12 protein-coding genes are annotated in these 18,679 nt (G+C 61.7%); 1 reads left to right on the forward strand and 11 read right to left on the reverse strand.

The genetic code is table 11. The features are described 5' to 3' along the window. Positions 1–34: 34 nt before the first annotated feature. A complete protein-coding gene (locus OKW40_RS29980; RefSeq protein ID WP_429493095.1) occupies positions 35–1,054 on the reverse strand; it encodes a zinc-ribbon domain-containing protein in 1,020 nt (339 codons plus the stop codon). A gap of 143 nt (positions 1,055–1,197) precedes the next feature. Between OKW40_RS29980 and OKW40_RS29985 the strand changes: the two genes are divergently transcribed. Beyond that, entirely contained in the window at positions 1,198–2,352 is a 1,155-nt protein-coding gene (locus OKW40_RS29985) for an IS110 family transposase (protein WP_429488527.1), read from the forward strand. Between the two features lie 334 nt (positions 2,353–2,686). Here the strand turns inward: OKW40_RS29985 and tssJ are convergent, their stop codons facing one another. From tssJ to OKW40_RS30035, 10 genes are read right to left on the reverse strand one after another with little or no spacing between them, the layout of a single operon-like run. After that, positions 2,687–3,217 (reverse strand): type VI secretion system lipoprotein TssJ, encoded by a 531-nt coding sequence (gene tssJ, locus OKW40_RS29990; RefSeq protein ID WP_429493096.1) that lies wholly within the window; start codon positions 3,215–3,217, stop codon positions 2,687–2,689. 13 nt (positions 3,218–3,230) lie between these two features. Further along, on the reverse strand, positions 3,231–4,328 hold the full coding sequence (gene tssG / locus OKW40_RS29995; RefSeq protein WP_184057961.1) for a type VI secretion system baseplate subunit TssG: 1,098 nt from the start codon (positions 4,326–4,328) through the stop codon (positions 3,231–3,233). Continuing rightward, on the reverse strand, positions 4,325–6,139 hold the full coding sequence (gene tssF, locus OKW40_RS30000; RefSeq protein ID WP_429493097.1) for a type VI secretion system baseplate subunit TssF: 1,815 nt from the start codon (positions 6,137–6,139) through the stop codon (positions 4,325–4,327). The genes tssG and tssF overlap by 4 nt, the downstream gene beginning before the upstream one ends. A 23-nt stretch (positions 6,140–6,162) precedes the next feature. Continuing rightward, positions 6,163–7,743, reverse strand: coding sequence for a type VI secretion system protein TssA (tssA, locus tag OKW40_RS30005; RefSeq protein WP_429493098.1), 1,581 nt, complete (start codon positions 7,741–7,743; stop codon positions 6,163–6,165). Beyond that, positions 7,744–11,307 (reverse strand): ImcF-related family protein, encoded by a 3,564-nt coding sequence (locus OKW40_RS30010; protein ID WP_429493099.1) that lies wholly within the window; start codon positions 11,305–11,307, stop codon positions 7,744–7,746. After that, entirely contained in the window at positions 11,289–12,485 is a 1,197-nt protein-coding gene (locus OKW40_RS30015; RefSeq protein WP_429493100.1) for a hypothetical protein, read from the reverse strand. The genes OKW40_RS30010 and OKW40_RS30015 overlap by 19 nt, the downstream gene beginning before the upstream one ends. After that, entirely contained in the window at positions 12,485–12,742 is a 258-nt protein-coding gene (locus OKW40_RS30020; protein ID WP_184057951.1) for a PAAR domain-containing protein, read from the reverse strand. The genes OKW40_RS30015 and OKW40_RS30020 overlap by 1 nt, the downstream gene beginning before the upstream one ends. A gap of 8 nt (positions 12,743–12,750) precedes the next feature. Next, on the reverse strand, positions 12,751–13,773 hold the full coding sequence (locus OKW40_RS30025; protein WP_429493101.1) for a hypothetical protein: 1,023 nt from the start codon (positions 13,771–13,773) through the stop codon (positions 12,751–12,753). 24 nt (positions 13,774–13,797) lie between these two features. Further along, positions 13,798–16,275, reverse strand: a complete 2,478-nt coding sequence (locus OKW40_RS30030) for a glycoside hydrolase family 19 protein (RefSeq protein ID WP_429493102.1) — start codon at positions 16,273–16,275, stop codon at positions 13,798–13,800. A gap of 12 nt (positions 16,276–16,287) precedes the next feature. Further along, positions 16,288–18,627 carry a type VI secretion system Vgr family protein gene (locus OKW40_RS30035; RefSeq protein ID WP_429493103.1) on the reverse strand — a complete coding sequence of 780 codons (2,340 nt, stop codon included), beginning with the start codon at positions 18,625–18,627 and terminating at the stop codon, positions 16,288–16,290. Positions 18,628–18,679: the final 52 nt, after the last annotated feature.

The raw sequence follows: 18,679 nt of genomic DNA on the forward strand, positions 1-18,679 counted from the left end.
AGGATCGCGGCCAGCGTATCATCCGCATGGCGCGTCATACCATGATCGGCACGGACCCCTTGCTCCGCCGGCGGTTACGCGCCAGACGGCGGCTTTCCCAGGCGCATTCCGGGCACCAGTTGCCTCGCCAGACACTGTTGACCGAGGCGCGCCACAGGTGACCCTTGGCGCACTCCCAGTCGATCTTGCCGTGTGGTCCCGGGTAGACCGTCGACAGGCAGCGTCCGCCACGCGAATTCGCCACTTCCTGCATCTGTTCGATCGTGCGCGTTCTGGCCTTCACCGCGCAGCGGTGGCACCACTGGCCTTTCTTCACCCTGAACCACTGTGCTTTCCAGATGTGACCTTCGGCGCACTGCCACTCCAGCGGCGTTTCCTTGTCGACATATGCTGACAGGCACCGTCCACCCCGCTCGGCCGCAGCCCGTTCAAGAGCTTCCTGCGGGGGTTTGATACTCTGGTGATGGCAGCTCTGGCACCAGTCACCCGCCAGCACGCCCTCCAGGCTGGCGAGCCATGTATGACCGGCCGCGCAGCGCCACCGTAGTTTTTCCCTCGTGCTCTCGTATTGGGTCGACAGGCACTGGCCGTCCTTCGCCGCCGCGAGTGCACGCGCCTCCTCGAGCGAGTGAATCGTCGCGCGCTCATAGGCGCAAGCCTGGCACCAGCTCCCCATGCGCAGCATGTGCATCAGCATCGGGAACCGGTGTCCCGCTGCGCACTCGAACTCGAGCGGCACCTTGTAGCCCTCATACGCGGCCGACATGCATTGCCCACCCCACGCACGCGCGAGTTTGCGGATCGCGGCGAAGGCCCGCTCACGATAGTCGGGCGCGCTGCTTCCGCCCGGTCCGGGCAGGCCGTCCCGTGCACGTTGTACGCGCTGTCTCGTGCCTGCGGGTACCCGCTCTGACCATACCGCCGTCGCGATCGGTCGGGTCCGCCGGGCTGTCGACTTCGCCGGACCTCCCGATCCGGTTTCGTGTTCACGGGCGAGCCGGATGTCAACATCCAGCTGCTCGAGTTCCTGCTGCAGTTCGCGAAGCGTCTTCATCGGGCCGCCCCGTCATGCAAACACGTTGGGCACAGACACTTCCGGACGTCGTGTCATTCCGGCTAGATCCTATGCACGAAGGAGCCACTAAACACGCCGATCATAAAATCAGCCCGTGTGGATCTTACTCAAAGGAGAGAATCATGCGCACAGATCATGCAGACACGACCCATCCCGAAGCGCTTGTGCTGGCAGTCTCGCTGGAACTGGCTGCGACAAAGTGGAAGGTCGCGCTGCACGACGGCCGCCGCGACAACCCGGCAGTGCACACAGTGGCGGAGCCACAAGCCGCATCCCGCCTGCAGGCTGTGCTGGCCCTGATTGCCCAACACAGGGAGAAGTGGGCACTGCCGGCGGATGTGCGGGTCGTCGTCAGCTACGAAGCCGGCCAGGACGCATTCTGGATCTATCGCGCGCTGCAGGCTCGCGGGATCGAATGTCATGTCGTCGATCCCGCGAGCATTCCCGTTGAGCGTCACAAGCGCCGCGCGAAGACCGACCGGCTCGATGCCATCAAACTGGTCATCAACCTGCGTGCGTGGCTGCGCGGCGAACGCGACCGCATGCGGGTAATCCGCGTGCCGTCACTGCAGGACGAAGCCTCCCGCCATCTGATGCGTGATCGCGGACAACTACAAAAGGAAGTGCTGCAGCATCGCGACCGTATGCGCAAGCTGCTAGCCACGTTCGGTTGCTGGGATGAGGTCGGCAGCAGGAAGTTCGCCGACCGCCTCATCCGCGGCGAGGTACGGTGTCACGATGGCGCGCCGCTGCCACCCGAGTTCCACGAACGGCTCGTACGCGAGTGTGAACGGCTCGCACTGGCTGAGGAGCAACTGGCGGCACTCGAGAAGACGCGCCAGACCAGTCTGCCCGAGCCTGCGCGCACCCGGATCAGTCATCTCACGCGCCTGAACGGCATCGGGCAGGTTGGGGCCTCAAGACTGGCGCTGGAACTGTTCTGGCGGGAGTTCAGCAACCGCCGTCAGGTCGGCGCGTGCGTGGGCCTCGTCCCGCAACCCTACGACAGCGGCGAGAGCCAGGTGGACCAGGGCATCAGCAGACAGGGCAACCGGCGGGTCCGGGCCCTGCTTGTCGAGATGGCCTGGTCCTGGATTCGCTACCAGCCCACGAGCGCGCTGACGCAGTGGTTCAACCACCGCACCGAGGGCACAGGCCCGAACCGCCGGGCCCGACGGATTACGATCGTCGCGGTGGCACGGCGCCTGGCGATTGCGCTGTGGCGCTATCTGAAGGATGGCGTGATTCCCGCCGGAGCACAGCTGAAATCCGCCTAACCCCTCAGACTCCCGGGAGGTTTGTTCAACGATGTGAGATGAAGCAAATATGGTTTGAAGCGAGCATGCCCGTGTGAAGGACTGGTTGCGCAGCCAGCAACCGATTTTCTAGATGGGGCATGCTCCCGGCGATCTTACCGGCGTAACGCGCATACAGGATGAGGCTGGTTTCATGCCAGCGGATAGAAGTTGGTGAGACGTCAGGTCTCACGGGCGCAAGGATCGACTTCAACCATCGGTGGGTTCAGCGCAACGGCGCCCACTCGCGGTACGAACTGTGAGGAGAGTTCGCTTATCGATGATCAGTCAGTCTGTAAAACGGCTTGACAAGGGACTACTCATAGAAGTCCTTCTGGCGATCACCGGATGCGACCAGTTCCTGATCCATCAGCGTGAGCTTCAGCGGGGCATCGGCAGACAGCTTCTTCTTTACGATCACGTATTTCCAGCCATCGCCATTGCCGGGATTGCGATAGAACGCGACGATCGCCACGTACTTCGTGTCTGCCTGCATGGGCTGAGACAGGCTGACCGACGCGCCAGGATTGACGACGGCTGCCATACTGGCCTGAAGGTCCTGCGCGAGTACGGTCCTGTCGTTCTTCAGCAGATCGTCGTAGGACACGCCGTCAAACAGCTTTCGATCCTTGAGCTGATAGACGCGGACCGCGAGTGACGTGGAACGGCCCGCGTCATCCGGATTCAACTCGGCACGCGCGGTCAGGTCGACGTCAAGCACCTTGACCTGCCTGAAAAACACCGAGTGATACGCGCTGGAAGTCGTATCAGATACGGACTGCCAGGCGCCGCATGCGGAAAGCAGCAGACCTGACGCGAGGGCGGCCACGGTTAAACGTAAAGGCATGATTTCTCCAGATTCAGGCGGCACGTGGAACCAGATGCGGGTTCGGTCCGGGCGTGGGAAAGACTTCGTAGACGCCGAGCGCAATGGTGATGATGCGTTCCTCATCAGACGGCAACACGACGGTCCATCCCAGCCGCGGTGCCGGGCCGGTCGCAGCCGTGCCGACCGACGGCGCGGGCGCGAGACGCGACGACACCTCCATCCGCAGGTGTACGTCGGCCTTCGTGCCCACATACAGGCGGATGAACGCTATCAGCTCGCGATGCAGCCATGCGCCGGGCAGCAGGTCGTGCGCCTGCTGTCCGTCCGAAGGGCGCAGCGTCACCCGCACGGCGCGGCTGCGATATTCGAGGCGGTTGCCGAGCACGTAGCCCCCGCCAAGTCCGCGGCGCTTGCTGTCTTCCTGAGCGCCGGCGAGCCTGCCTGACGACGTGAGGGGCTGCGGCTGTCCGGCACGCTTGACCGTCGGCCAGAACTCGTCGACACGCACCTCGACACCGGGCACCGCCAGCGCCACCACACCAGCGAGTCCCTCGGGCGTGCGCGTGCGCTGGACCAGCAGACCCAGCAGCGCGAGCACGCGTGAATCCGGCAGACCCGACCGGGCCGGCTTCTCGCCCCACCCGAAGCCGGCGAGGCACAGGAGGTTGCGCGACTGCGCATCGGTGCCGCCCGCCTGGAAACTCTCCGGGTAGCGGTACTTCTTCCAGGCGCGGTACAGCAGCGCCACGTAGCGGTGGTTGAACTGGTCGAGAAACGCTTCGACGGCTTCATGTCCTTCCTCGCGCAGGACGATCTCATCGATCATGTGCGATGGCACCGCGGCGTCGACGCCATACAGGCCCAGGAAGGTCGTGCGCACGGTCGGCGGCGCATCGGGACGCTCGTCACTAAGTTCCACCGCGGCGATCTCACCGGCCGGGAACCCCAGCCGCGGCCTCGGCCGGAACCTCACCGGCTCGTGCTCCGGCGTGTCTCGCGTGCCGAAGCCCGGTTGATCGGGTACACGCACTTCGAGCAGCCTGCATAGCTGCATGAAATTCATCTTCGGCGCGCGCGCAAGCAACGACGCCACGAGCGGTTCAAGATTCGGCAACTCGCGTGGTTTCATAGGGGAGCGCGCTGCGCCTTGCTGCGCGGCCATTCGGTACGGGTTTGCGAAGGCAGGCTCACGATGGCGAGCTTCGTGAACAGGTTGATCTCCGCATACAGCCCGAAGAAACGGTGCAGCAGTTCGCCGAACAGCATCACGTCGCCCTCGCCCGCGAACGCGTGCGAATCGAGCGTGACTTCGATCAGTACGCCCCGCTCGACCGAGCCGCCCGACACCTCCTCGAGCAGTTCCTCCGACACATGCAGGATGCCGGCGAGGCGTCGGCGGTTCAGCTCGTCGTTGGTCCAGTCGTAGAGCGCCAGTGCGCCCCGCAGCACTTCCGCGTCCATCATCGACAGGAAGTTCGGCGCGAGGTGCGACAGGACTCTCCACTGGAAGCGGTCGCCGGTCGGCGGATAGAGTGGCAACGTCGGCGCCACCAGGTTGCGTACACCCGCGACATTGGGCGTGCTTGCGGCCAGTTCGTCAATGCTGGCCTCGCGCAGACCCTTGCGCGGCAGCATGCCGTTCGTGCCGGTTACGCGCAGCGATACGCTCTCCTCGGGCAGATCCTCCATCGTCTCCCACGCGTGGCCGCCGAGGATCACCCATGTTTCGTGCAGACCGGTCACGCCTGGCCGCACGCGGGTGTGGAAATACCGTTCGGGCGCTTCATGGCGCAGCATGCCGCCGCGATGCCGGAAGGTGGCGAACGGCACATACTCGTAACGCTCAGCCGTCACATGGTCGAACGATTCGATCGCGTCGACCGAATAGGTTTCGACATGTTCGCCCTGGTGCCCGGCCGGGACGACCCGGTACTCCGTTTCGTGGTGATCGATCACGATCGGCGCGGCATCAAGCTCGAACAGGTTGATGACCGGCGTGCAGAAGAGCCGCACGTTCTCCGCGCTGAAACGCTGGTCGGACGGATACGCCCGCTTGAGCACGATCTCCAGTTCGAAGCGCGTTGTGCTCGCCGGCAATTTCGCAACGTCGAGACCGCACAGGTCCACAAAGAGGAATTTCTCGCGGAACGTGAAATATTCGAGGAGCAGCTGGTAGCCGGAAAACGACGCCTCGGCTTTTGGCCATAACCGCTCTTCGGTTGAGAAGCCCGCCGGCTCGATCGTGACGCCGGCCAGCGGCAGCGCCTCGCCATCACGCACTTCGGGGATCCGCCATGCAACCGAATCCACCTGGCGGGTCAGCGCCAGATGCATCGCGAATGCGGTCGGCAGATCGGCGTTCAGATGGAGGCGCACACGGGACAGGTCCGTCGCTTCGCGTCGCGTAGACTGGTCCAGATGGAATCCGAGGCGGATCACCGAGCGGCCGTCATGTCGCACGGTAGGGCCCGCATGCGTGAGGCGCAGCGGCTGCAGCGTAACGTCCTGCGTGGTCCGGTAGAGGCACTGCACAGTCCTGGGCGTGGTGCCCTCGGCGCCCGCTGCCGGCGGCACGGCGATGGATGCGGAACGCACCGGCACGCCGGCAGGCACGTTTTCCGTCTTCTGCAGTGTCTCGGCCAGCGGGATCAGCTCGACGACCGACAGCGACGGCATCATGCGCAGGTAGTGTGGCCACAGCAGGCTCACGAGACCTTCCGTCAGTTCGGGCAGTTCGTCGTCGAGCTTCTGCTGCAGGCGCCCCGTCAGGAACGCGAAGCCTTCGTGCAGGCGCTCGACATAAGGATCGCGCTCGCCGACGCGATCGAGGTTGAGCATGCGCGCCCGGTCGGGATGCGCTTTCGCGAACTCCTTGCCGGACTCGCGCAGATAGCGCATCTCGGCTTCGTAGTAGCGCAGGATCGGATCTTCGTTTTCCATGGTGTTCTCTTATTTTCGTTCTCTTATGACAGCGTCAGCGCACGGGACGGGTCGAGCACGGTCAGCTCGTCGCGCAACTGACCGATGCGGTGCGCGAGCGCCGGCTTGTCCGCGTCCTTGCGGCTGCTTGCCGCTTTCAGCGCACGCATCAGCTGGTGCTTGACCTCGAAGATGAGCGCCGGCTCCCAGCGCATCAGCGGCAACGAGCGGGCAGCAGCATCGAGTTCGGTCAGCAGCGCCATCGCCGTATCGGCACGGCCCGCGTGATCGGCGAGTCGCGCCATCACGAGCCGCTGCAGGTAGCGCTGGCGTTCGGTCCGGATGGCGGGCAGTGCGTCGAGCCATGCGAAGGCTGCCTCGATACCGTCGCCGGCCACCATGTCGCGCGCCTGCGCTTCGATCTCGGGCCAGTCGCCGGCGACGCCGTCGTCGCTGTCTGCCGAAACAGGCAGTGGCGCAACGCTCTCTCCCGCTTCGAGGTCGCGCACGACCGCGTGGCGGGCGATCCATTCGAGCGTCGCGTCGTCGGCGAACGGCGTGCCGTCGTTGAACGCGAGCCGCTCGATACCGGGCAACCTTTCGAGGAACAGCGCGAAGTCGGCGCGCAGCAGTTCCCGCCACGTGCTGTAGGGCACACCGACGTGGTCGAGCGCGACGTGCTGGAAATACTGCAGGTCGAACCAGAGGTGGTTCACGCCCTCCATGTACGCCCCTTCGACGCGTTCCAGCAGTTCGTGCCACTGCTTCTGCAGCACGAGCCGTTTCATCTGCTGGCGAAGCTCGCCGCGCGGCGGCACGAGGCGCGTACGTGCGCTCGCATCCGCTGGCGGCACCTCGTGCAGCGTGTCCCAGCGGATGCTGCGCACGAGCCGCACGGACGGCAGGTAGCCATTTTCCTGATCACGCAGCCACGTCGCCATCGTGCGCGCCTGGTCAAGCAGATCGCGTGTGGAGCCGATCGCGCTGGATGTTGAAGTGGAACCTGCCACAGCGGAGGGCGCGGTCGAGTCGGGTTCCGCGCTGCGTGCCGGATCGTCGCTGCGCTCGAAACGGGACACGAGGGGGCGCAGGTTCGGACGGGCCGCTTCCGGCCACACCCCGGTGCGGGTCACAAGCAGATCGAGCGCGGCGATCGCACGTTCGAGATCGGCCGGCGCGAACTCGCCGCGGCTCTCAAGCAGATCGATCATTCGGGTGGTGGCCAGCATATCGAGCGCGCCCTTCTTCGCCTCGGCGCGTGCGGGCAGCAGCGCCTCGCCGAACCGCTCCACCAGCGCGGCCGCAAGCTCCAGACCGTCCGCGAAGCCAGCCGTCCCATCCTGGCGCAGTCGCGCGAACGCGTAATACCCCACCACCCGCAGATCCTTGCCGGTTTCCTTCGTGAGCTGCTCGCAGGAGCGCACGATCAGGCCGTCATCAATGCCGGAGAGCCTGTTCGCCTCGTCCTTCAGTTCGAAGAACGCATCCTCGTAGCCCGGATCGCGGCCCACACCGTGGTCGCCTGGTAACGGGTGCAGCCACGCGTCCCACGCATCGAGACGCACGCGCACCAGTTGCTCCGCATCACGCGACGGAAACAGACTCTTGAACAGACCGGACAGCATTTACTCGACCTCCGGCATCGCGCCATGCGGCAGCGGCATCGAAGCGTGTTTCGCTGCTGCAATCGCTGACGGCGGCAGTGGCGGCGGATTGACGGCCGAGAGCTTCGGTCCGCCTTTCGCCGTGCTGGTCACGAAGATCCGCGGCGGCAGCGTGAAGTGGCGTAGTTCGAGCACGTCGAGCGGCCCCGCTCCAGCCTCGCTGCGAAGCTGTACACGCAGCGGAATGCCCTGGCTCTGGTCCGGCGTCCATGTCAACAGATAGCGCGCGCTGTCCTGCGGCGACACCTTCGCGTGCTCAAGCAGCCGGATCAGCCCGAACCGGCCCTGCGCGTCGAGCCCCGAGCGCAATCCGCCCTGCTCGGTCTGCCACTCGATATGCGAGAGATTCTCCAGCGAGTCGCCGGGCCAGATAAACGGCGTCCACTCTTCCTTCTGGTTGAAGTAGTGCAACTCGCGGCCAGACAGGACAAACCTCATGTCGGTTACGCCTGGCGTAGGTACCGCGCGTAGCTCATAGCGCACATGCGCGTCGCCGGATGGAAACAGCACGGTCGCCACGCGGGTGAGCCTGTTCAGGTCGGTGAGGAAGCCCGGATCGAGTGTGAGCGCGCCGTGGTTTGCTCCTTGGGCCGCCACCCATCGGTCGCCCTGACGCTCGACGATACCGGCCAGTTGCGTCGTGACGAACCCTGTGATGACGCCGCTGTCCGGGCGCATGAAGCGCGCCATCTCCGGCAGGGAAGCATCGTTATCCGAATCGTCGAACGGATAGCGGCCGCCGAACGTCCGGTTCCAGTCCGCGACAATCGCCGTGCGCCAGATGTCGTTCAGGCTCGCTGCGGCCGGCTGCACCACGACCTGCCAGGTCTGGTCGAGCGGTCCCTGAAAGAGATCGCCGAAGCCTGCCCATTGCTCGCCGAGGCTCGCAGCCAGACGGCCCGCGTAATCCCGGCTGTCGGCGATATCAGACGTCTTGCCCTGCAGCACGGATTGTGCGGCCGAGCGGGCCATCGCGTCCGTGTCGGCACTGTCGACCATCTGCTGCGCCTTCAGCCGCATCGCGCTCACCCGTTCGAGATAACGCGCGAGGCTCAGGTCGCCCGTGGCCGCCAGCTGCGTGGCGGCCTTCGTGTTTGCGGGCGCGCCCGAAGCCAGGGAAGCCAGGTCGCTGCCCGTCAGGCGCAGGACCGGTCCGAAAGCCACGGCCAGCGGTGCCAGTTGCGGCTGGGTCTGCTTCGATGGATCTTTCTCGTCGGCGCCGACAAGTTGCTGCGCCTTGCTGATCAGCGTATCGGACAGCGATTGCGTCGCGGTGCCCGCGCCTGCCTGATAAACCACTGCGTTCATCAGGGCAACAAGCGGCGAGCGCTGCGGATCGCTAAGCAGCGTCAGCTGGTCAACCGTGCCTGACAACGTCGGGGCGGGTTGCCAGCGCAGGCTGTTGAGAAACAGCTCCCAGGCCCGCGCGTAGTCGTCAAAATAGCGCTGACGCAGTTCGGCTTTCAGCGAGCCGGTCGACGGCGCGCTCGCGTGGACGTCTGAGAGCACCCAGTCGCCGGTCACGTTGCGCTGCTCGCTCGCGTCGTCGATGGCTTTCGAGATCCGCTCGTCCCACGCAGTGCGCGTGAACACGCCCGGTACGGTCACCGCGGTATTGAAAAGCCCCTTGCTGCTCGTATCGCCGAGCAGCGTCGCGAGCGACACAGGCGGATATTTCGGCTTCGCGTCGTCGAGGATCTGCTGGTAGATCGCGTCAGTCGAGTTCTGGATGCCGCGCACGCCGATGATGGTCTGACGCGCCGTGGCCACCAGTGCGCCATCCGGAACGATCGCGAGCGATGAGTCCCCGGCGGATCCATGGCGCCCCAGGTGACTCGCAAAGAACGCGATTGCATGCTGGCGCAGGTCTTCCCACGTGCCGGACGTGAGCTGGGAATTGGCCGGGCGCGCTGGCACGGCCGTGGCGATCAGTTGCGGCGTCAGGAATGCGGCAACCGCGCGGTCCGGCCTCGCGAGCATCAGGTAGGTCTTGAGTGTGTCGTAGGCGGCCTGGACCTGCGCGTTGCCGCCGCTGGCGATTTCCGCATCCGAGAGCGAGGCGAGCTGGTGCAGGCGCTCCTCCAGTTTCAGGCGGATCGGTGCGACGAGGGTGCGGCTGACGGCGTTTTCGTAGCCGGGCCAGGCGGCGGTCAACAGTTCACCGTCGCGGTTCAGGCCGAAGCGTGTAGTCCACGGTGCGCCATCGTGCTGACGGACTTCAAGCGTATCGAGCTGTTTGTCCAGGCTGTCGAGTGCGAGCGCCGCCTGCGCGTGGTCCTGTACGGTCGACAATTTTGTTATCGTGCCAGCCGCTGTCTGGATCGTCGACCGGTTGGTGAAGCCCGACAGCATCGTGCCAGCGATCCAGCATCCGATGAGCGCCGTCGTTACCCATGCCGCCATGGTCGACAGCGAGAAGCCGACGCGACGGCCGTGGATCTTGCGGCTATGGTCGGCGACCGTTTGCCAGATCGTGCGTTGCTGCGGAGGTAGTGGTTCGCCGTCTTCGGAGTCTGGAGCGGGGGCGGTCAGTTCCCGCTCCTTGAACAGTGGCGCAAACAGCAGGCCGTGGACGGCATTGCGCCACAGACGTGAGTGGCCGGTCTGCACGACCAGGTCCGACAATGCTGTGCGGAGTTCCGAAATGTGTCGCGACAGCTCGGCCGGGTACCGGTCGTTCGGATCCCGGCTCAGGCGCACGACGCCAGCATCGGCGAGATTGCCGGAGAGCCCCTCCAGTGAGGCGTCGATCTCGTCGGGACGGATGCGCCCGTTCGACCAGGTGAAGCCGATCGCTTCGTCGGGGCCAGACGGTTCGTTGCCAAAGTCGGTGACGTTCAGCACATACGCGGGCGCCGCCCAGCGTAGCGCGCGCGCGTGACGTGCGAGCCGCTGTGCGGTGCCCTCCGCGTCGAACGGCGTGTTGGCTGAGCTCCGGTTGCGCGTCACGGCTACGATCGCGTCGGCAGGGCGTCGCCGGCGCAGACGGCGGATCTGGTCGAGCCATTCGGCATCGAGCTTGTCGGTGGTCTGCTTCGCGTACAGCAGCACGGTATCGCCGGTGATCGCGTAGCCGGTGTCCGCGAGCCCGGGCACAAGACGCCTGACGAGCGGTTCGTCGCCTGCGACGAGCAACCAGCGGTCGCGATAACGCCAGCACCAACCGTGACGTTCCCGAAGAAAGTCGCGAAGTTGCGAAACGGAGAATGCAAAGGAGTGTTGCCCGTCTGCGGGTCTGGCGGTTTGCTGTTTTTTCTGGCGGCTCTGCTCGAACGCCCGTGCGACGCGCGAATCCGCTGCCCACTGGCGAATGCCGCGCTCGTAGAGTGCGGCCATGAGCATGCACGCGAACCATCCGGCGACGAGCGTAACGCCTACAACGCTCCGGTTGTCGGCAAGCCAGCCTCGCTGCGGGCCTTCATTCAATAACCACAACCAGACGCCAGCAAACAGCGCTGCCAGCGCACATCCCAGATAGATCAGCACCCTTGCGGAAGCCTTTTCGTTCAAGTCTTCTTTCGACATATCATTGCGACTAATTCGCCGCCCTGTTGATCCAGAATCAGTTGTGGGCTCACGCTTTCCTGCGCGTTTGCAGCGGCAAGTGCCAGTGCAAGCCACGGGGTGGCAACACCCGCATCGCCGATGGTTCGAACCAGCTCTACGGCCGGCGCTTCATTCACGGAACCATCGAGACTCCTCAATGCGGCCGCGAGCGGCTCAACCAATCCCGGATTCCAGACGGTATCGATACCGCCTTCAGCGCAATGTCCCCAGCGCAATGCATTCGCAACCACTTCATCGAGTGATCCGGCAGTGCCCCTGGAGGGCCGGTGTACGCGGACTGGTACCCCCGAATCCGGTGATTCGGCCGACGTGCCGGTCAGCAGAACTGCCGCGCCGGCTTCCGCCTGTCCAGCCTGAATGCCGCCACTAATGGCGCCTCTCAGTTGCACCGCGATCGCAAGATGACGCGCATTGCGCGCTCCCATGTCGAACCAGGCATCAAGCGAATAAAGCGACATCGGCTCCAGCAACTGGACTTTCTCTGCGTACCTCAGCCCGAGCGTTGCCCACGCTCGGGTAATCACCGTCTTTGCAACATCCGCGGTCAGATCCGAATCGAGACACAACCAGACGGTGAGGCCGTGAGCGGCCTTCAGCGGGGCCATCAGCGGCCTGATCAGTTCAACGAGCAGCCATTCAAGCACGACTGCGTGCCGACGCAATTCGTCGGCCTCGTTGCCCCGGAAAAACGCTCGACCGGGAATGACAAGCCCGCCCGAGCCAGCCGGATTTTCTGTGGACTCGCGGGTCTTCATCGCGTCTTCGAGTCTGTTTTGGCCAGCGTCGCCCGAAAAGCGCCAGGACTGCGCCATGACCGCGAACGGCACGCTCGCATCGCCGTGCAGGCGCGCTTCCTTGCGATCAATGGCTGCATTGTCAGCCAAAGCATTGCGCAAGCGGTGAGCCCCCAGAAATCCCCAGCCGAAATACAGCCCCAACCAAACAAGCAGTGGCAGTCCGAACATGCGAATCCAGAACCACGGAGTCTGCGTAGGTCGTCCCGCCGGCCATGTCGCAATACTGGTTGCAGCCCCGGCCGCGACAATGATGACCACCGCGATCAGCCAGGGTACGACTGCCTGTCTCCCATCTGGAATGGCCCCCCGTGCTGGAAGTGCATCGAAGTCAACAGGCATCAGCGAATCCTCGCCGCCCCAGACGACGCGATCAGGACGCATCCGCACCGCGCGAGATGCCCGTCCAGGGCAAGCGGAACATCTCCATCTTTGATTCGATCACTGCCTTCGATGATTTCGTTGTCGCCATGCAGGGGGCACGACACGAGGTCGCCTTTTCGGGCCGCACGGCGACCACGAATCCGGATGCGGTCCGAGCCAGAGATGACCTTACCGCCGTGGCTGGTCGAATCACCTTCGAGTATCAAATTTGACATGATTTATTCTATTTTCTTGGTATGAGGTACGGTTCGATCATTTCAGGCTGGCATTTTTGGCTAGATACAATCGTTCCTTTTCTTTCAACAATGACACCAGTCGAGCTCGTGTCCCCGCCATTTCCAAATTTGACGGTGTATTTGTATCCACCGTTCTCAAACGATTCGGCCTCTTTGTTGGCAACATAGTTGCTATCTATCTGCTTGGACAAAGACAGTTCAATTTTCCGATTGGAGCCGGCACGATACTCAAGAACTGCAGCGCCGTTCATATTTCCGGAACAGACAGAGATGACCCTTTTGTCAAGTTTGCAGACAAACACATCGAACTGATCGTCGCCGCACAGACTAACGCTTTTCCCCAAGAACTTTCGACGTATCAGGTTCGCGATCGACGAATTGACTTCATTGCTTAGTTGGCTTGTATAGCTATGAGAAAATAGAGAATCCTGTTTGCGAATCTCGTTCATCAGATCGGGAATGGCGAAAAATATCATCGCGTTGTCAAGAGCTTGATTTCCATCTGAGCCAATGAAACCTGATCTATTTTTTGAGACTGATTGGATTAAATCCGCCATTTCAGTTTCACTGGATTTATTAATCCATTTCGGTGAAAACCGGTTTATCTCAATATATTTTCCGTTATCCAAATCAGACTCGACCACGCCGATAGTTGTTAGGCCTTCGTCACCAGGATAAAGAAATGTCACATTATACGAGCCATTCATGCCGCCATTTTTCTCGGAAATTGCCAATAATCCGAATGCAATTTTTTTTATGACCGGTGGGGCCTGAACCGGAAATGTATATACTTCTGGAGTCGTCGTCTTTCCGGCCTTGTAGGTCACCGTTGCGAGTCCCCAAATCCCATCAGGACTAGAGGGCTTAGTAGCGCTACTTAATTCCAGAGTAAAATTGCCTCCGGACATGGTTTGCCCAATAAGCTCAGCGGATAGCGCGGGCAGGGACAGAAATGCAACCTGAGTAAAAATTAATATATAAAAGTAGCTGCGAAGATTGAATTTTAACATGCGACATCACTCATTAGTGGGTATCTATAGACCTGCTAAAGCACCTTCGACTTCTGTCGCCTTGGATATATGATTGTTGTACCAATTTGAGGTACCTACGGCGCTCTCAGCGAATACGAAGTGTTTAAGCTTGACATTCACCGCCTTACGGCACTCATCTAGCTTGAGGAGCGGAGCTAGCTTCAGAAGAAGCGAGTTTCTTTCAAACACGTGTCTATATCCTCCGTTAACTGCGATCGTTACATTTAGAAAATCGCTTCGTTCGGCCATTGGATTGATATCCCCCCAAGCGCTGCCCTTTCTCCAGTACCAGCATGCCGATTCCACGGTATGCGCTACTTGCTGGCTTACGATATCAGGATCTGTCGCAATCGAAGGATTGCCAACCGCGCTTCCGTATTTGGTGTAGTTATCGTCATGGGTTAGCTGAATCAACCCTCTGCCATGGAAGTTTGATCCGCCACGGTAATTACTCCATCCCGCAGGGGTGGATCCATCTCCATTTCGGTATTCTTCGTTTGTTCGTAGCTGATCGCATTCATGGGAAAATTGAGCAAGAAAATGGACCTTATGGATGCAATTCACGATCCCGTGCTTTTGAATATTTTCATTCAAAAGAGAGAGAAAGTTCTCAATGGAATAATTGCGAACGCCAGCAAAATTGGCTTTATAAAATAGCCCATGCTGAAGGACGTCGCTCGGCAATATGGCTCGGAGTTGTTCCATGGTTATGGCTTTTCCGCACGAGCACGCTCCGGATAAAAAATTCCCAACAAGTGAGATTGGGTGGACATGATAAACGTCCGAACTCGACGGAAACGGCCCCTTTACTGCATTCTTAACATCGTCCCACCAAACAAGTTTTTTAACGCGCTCGATCTCTGCGTCGTGATACGGTTCTTTCGCTACCCGTTTCAGTACCTTGTCGAAGAAGGTCTCGTATTCGCTTTGGCTGGCCCATTCGCTACGATGTTTCGGGATCAGACGCGACGCACGGAAGCGTAACCATTTGTCGTCCTTGTGCGCGCGCAACTCATCCGCTGCCTGCTGCTCGTTGCGCATCGGTGACAGTTCCCGATACACGCTGGACGCCACTGGCTTGAGCCTTGAGGCATCACCGGTCGCGGGCTTGTCCTCACGGAGCATATGATCCAGCCACGCATCGACCGTGCTGAACATCGTCGGATTGCCGGCGTCGGAACCTGTGACTGTCTCGAAGTCTTTCCATCCATGCGGTGATTCGCGCGTGACACCACCATTGGGTGGCATCTGACGATTGCGCACCCAGCCGCTGATATCAGCATGACGACTGTCGGCGCTTGTCACTTTCCACCACGGTTCGCCGTCTCCATACGCATCGTCCTTGGGTCCCTTGCTCTCGGCTGGCAGCGCATCGAGTGCGGCCTGACTGTAGATCTGGAGCACGGACGTTTCGGGGGCATCTGCACCTTCTTCATTGATCGAATGACCCGCAAAGAGCTTCACACCCTTGCCGATCCGCAGCAGGGGAAGCCTGTCGAAATCGGTGATCTTCTTTGCGGCCTTGCGACTTCCCGACAGGAAGCTGCTTAGTTCGTCGCCGCAGAACACCTCAATGTGGACCATCCTGTTGTCCCGTGCCGGATCGTCCGGCAGCCAGTACTGCCCGAGGTGGCCGATCAGATCGCCAGCGTTGACGGGGATCGGTTTCCCCGGTATCACCACCTGGTCGCACTGCGCGTCCGACACGACCTCGGCAAGCAGCACATGCCCACGCTCCTTGCTGAGGTAAAGCCAGCCCTTATCGGCACCTGGCTGCACAACACTGGCCACGCGCGGCGGTATCGGCGTGCCAGATTCGATCGCTTCGATTCTTCCCCATTTGCCGGTACGGTCGCGCTCACCGATACGAACCCGCGCCCCTCGGGGCAGGATCCCAAGGATTGTGCGGCTTCCCGCCTCGGCATGAATATTCAGCCCCACCTGCCCAGTCGGGGCTGGGCCCTGGTGCGGGTCAGTTTTGGGTCTGTCCGAGGCGTACTGCGTCACCTCGCAGGACCGTGCCCAGTAGGCCGGTGCCGGCATCGAGTTCTGCTGATAGTCGGCCAGGCTTTGCAGATGCATGTACAGGCTGAAGAAAGTCAGCCGGTTGTTCGCGGGATATTCGAGCGTATGCCGCACCAGCGTGAAAGCCGAGCTGTAGTGGCCGGTCTGGGCAGGCTTGCCGTTGCCGGCCGCAATCTGGCTGGCCAGCGCAATGCGATTCATCCGATAGGCCACCACTTCGCCGACCGCAATGCACCGCGCACCGTGCCTGAGGTCGATCTGTTTCCCGGCGCCGTCCGCCGATACATGAATTCCGCCGTGCCACATGCCAGAACCGGTGATCGCGAAACTGCCACTTCCCTCGCTGGCAAGCCAGTCGTAGAACACGTGTTCGTCAACGATCTCCTTTCCCTTCGCGTCGCGGAACGGAAAGGAGAAGCTGATTATCGGGGGTTCAGGATTTGATTGTGTCGTCATGTCAGTTTCCAGTTAGCCTGAAAATCCCGGTTTGATATGTTGCTGGACATCTTTGAGCGGCGCATCAGACCACTGAGGAAATGCAAAACTGCTACCGTCTGGACCATTGATAGTCAGATTGCCCCTCAACTCGATTTCACCCGCCGGACTGCCAAGGGTGATCTTGCCGCCTGCCAGCTTGATATAGGCCCCCGATCCATCGCCGAGCGTCACTCCCTTGCGCCCGGTGATCATGACTTCTCCGTCGGAGGAGCTCACCACCATGTCCTTGAGCGACATCAACTCCATTGCGTCCCCCTGGGCCTGCAACTGCACCTTGCCTTTTACCGAGAACAGCCGAATGCCGAGTTTTGCCGCAAAGAACGAAATCGCGTCGCCGGCCGCAACCGTGATGCGCTTGAGCACGCCAATGTCGAGTCCTGCCCCGGCCGTGACGAACATCTGCTTTGCGGCTGCCAGCTGCATGTGCTGACCGCTCGCCAGTCCAATACCCTCAGGAGCGCTCGCGACGATCACCGGCTTCTGGAGTTTCGCGAGCTTCTGTTCGACAAGCGTACGTTGCTGTTCGACCTCAGCCAGCCACGCATTCGCGGCGCTCGCTGATTCATTGAGCGAGCGCAGTATGTCCTCGCCCTGCTGGAAGGTGGTATCCGCGTTGGGCATTGCGAGCTGCTGGCCCGATGCACCAGGCTGCGCTTCGGCACTGAGCAGCATGCCTTTGGCCGTCCTGGCCGCCAGATGTCCGTCAGTGATGAGTTCTGCGCCCTGTCCCCGTTCCTTGTCGTCGGTATCAACCATGTGCCCGAGGTTCAGCTGGCTGGACTGGAACGGCGTCATCACGTGGATGTGCTCTATCCCTTCCTTGTCCTCCATCCGCTGCGTATTGCCCGCGGCGGTCACGATGAGGTTCCGGGTGTTGTTGAGGTTATTGACGAGGTCGGGATGCAGACTGTCGTGCATCGAACCAATGATGACGGGCCGATTTGGATCGCCCGCCGTATGGATGATGGCTACCTCCGTCCCATCGATCAGCGGAAAATGGTGGCCGTAATTGTCGCCGCTGTATGGCTTCGCGAGGCGCACCGGCCGGCTTGTGCCACCTGGGCTCCAATCGTCGAGATCAAACGGCAGCTTGATCACGTACCAGCCTTGCTCGGTCAGGTACGCGTATTTGTAGTTCCCCGGTGACGTAATACGCGCCGGCAGGATACCGTCGATCACCGGTCTTTTGATCGTATCGAGCGACGTGCGCCACACCCGGTCGGCCGGGATCGCCGTGAGCGTATTGGTGTAGGACTGGCTGCGGCCACCGCTGGATTCCACCGACGTGATAAACAGCCCATGCGGCGCATCGACCGGGTTCTGGTCGAGCCGTACGACCTCGCCAGCCTCGATGGCGAATGCGTTGCCCGTTGCCTTGTAGGTGATCTGTGTTGCGAGATAGGCTTCGTGCCGCCGCCGTGCAATGCGCCGCCCTTCTTCAGGCGTCTCGTAATGTTCGCCCCAGCGATAGTCAACCGCGTTGGTCGTCTTGTCGCCGCGTGCGGCGTTTTCCTCGACGAGCAACGACACGTCGGCCTGCCGGTGGTTATAGTCGTGCAGGCGGACAGCTTCCGGGACACGCTGCGTATATCGCTCAAGTGTCTTGATCGCATCTACGCCGACGCTTTCGAGTCCCGAGTGTAGCCGGAACGGCACAACGCGCTGATTGCGGGCATACGCGTCCAGATCGTCGCCGAACACAATCACGGCGTGATCGCGCTTCTGCTCGAAGCGGAACCAGATGCCTTCCTCCGCGCAGATCCGCTGGATGAAGGCAAACGTCGTTTCCTCGCACTGTGTGATGTACTCGTGCCGCTTGTATTTCGCACGCAGCTTGAACTCGAAATCGACGCCCGCGCGGAAACCATAGTGGCGCAGCGTATCGGTAATGATTTCTTCGACCGACTGCTTCTGGAACAGCCGGCTCGTGACACCGCGATCGAGGTCGGCGAGCTTCGGCTCCATCACGACCTTGTAGCGCGTCTCGTCAGCCGAAGTCCCGAGTTCATCGAACTTCGTGATAATGCCGTGGACTGTGTGTGCAGGCGGCATCTTGCTGAACTGCCCAGCGTTCTCGCCGAACATCTTGCGCAGATAGTCCATGTTTGGGTCGATCGGGTCGATGATGAACTTCGCGGGGCGCCCCAGCACCTGATCCATCGGAATTCCGGCCATCGGGCTCGTGAATTCGATCTCGTACCGGTAAAGCTCGCTGAGCGCGTCGCGCCCGCTGAACTTCAGGATCGAGAACGGCGCCGGGTGCGGCGCCAGTTTCAACTCATAGGCCTGGGAAGGCAAAACCATCGACATTTTCTAAAGACCCCTTGAACACACGTCATATCGCAAAGGACAACGCCGGGGC

This window comes from Paraburkholderia sp. RAU6.4a, assembly GCF_050435625.1.
GTDB classification, from domain to species: Bacteria; Pseudomonadota; Gammaproteobacteria; order Burkholderiales; family Burkholderiaceae; genus Paraburkholderia; species Paraburkholderia tuberum.

Excerpts from the sequence above, each read along its gene's own strand:
- OKW40_RS29980 (WP_429493095.1), bottom strand. The coding sequence starts at position 1,054 with ATGAAGACGCTTCGCGAACTGCAGCAGGAACTCGAGCAGCTGGATGTT.
- OKW40_RS29985 (WP_429488527.1), top strand. The coding sequence starts at position 1,198 with ATGCGCACAGATCATGCAGACACGACCCATCCCGAAGCGCTTGTGCTG.
- tssJ (WP_429493096.1), bottom strand. The coding sequence starts at position 3,217 with ATGCCTTTACGTTTAACCGTGGCCGCCCTCGCGTCAGGTCTGCTGCTT.
- tssG (WP_184057961.1), bottom strand. The coding sequence starts at position 4,328 with ATGAAACCACGCGAGTTGCCGAATCTTGAACCGCTCGTGGCGTCGTTG.
- tssF (WP_429493097.1), bottom strand. The coding sequence starts at position 6,139 with ATGGAAAACGAAGATCCGATCCTGCGCTACTACGAAGCCGAGATGCGC.
- tssA (WP_429493098.1), bottom strand. The coding sequence starts at position 7,743 with ATGCTGTCCGGTCTGTTCAAGAGTCTGTTTCCGTCGCGTGATGCGGAG.
- OKW40_RS30010 (WP_429493099.1), bottom strand. The coding sequence starts at position 11,307 with ATGTCGAAAGAAGACTTGAACGAAAAGGCTTCCGCAAGGGTGCTGATC.
- OKW40_RS30015 (WP_429493100.1), bottom strand. The coding sequence starts at position 12,485 with ATGCCTGTTGACTTCGATGCACTTCCAGCACGGGGGGCCATTCCAGAT.
- OKW40_RS30020 (WP_184057951.1), bottom strand. The coding sequence starts at position 12,742 with ATGTCAAATTTGATACTCGAAGGTGATTCGACCAGCCACGGCGGTAAG.
- OKW40_RS30025 (WP_429493101.1), bottom strand. The coding sequence starts at position 13,773 with ATGTTAAAATTCAATCTTCGCAGCTACTTTTATATATTAATTTTTACT.
- OKW40_RS30030 (WP_429493102.1), bottom strand. The coding sequence starts at position 16,275 with ATGACGACACAATCAAATCCTGAACCCCCGATAATCAGCTTCTCCTTT.
- OKW40_RS30035 (WP_429493103.1), bottom strand. The coding sequence starts at position 18,627 with ATGTCGATGGTTTTGCCTTCCCAGGCCTATGAGTTGAAACTGGCGCCG.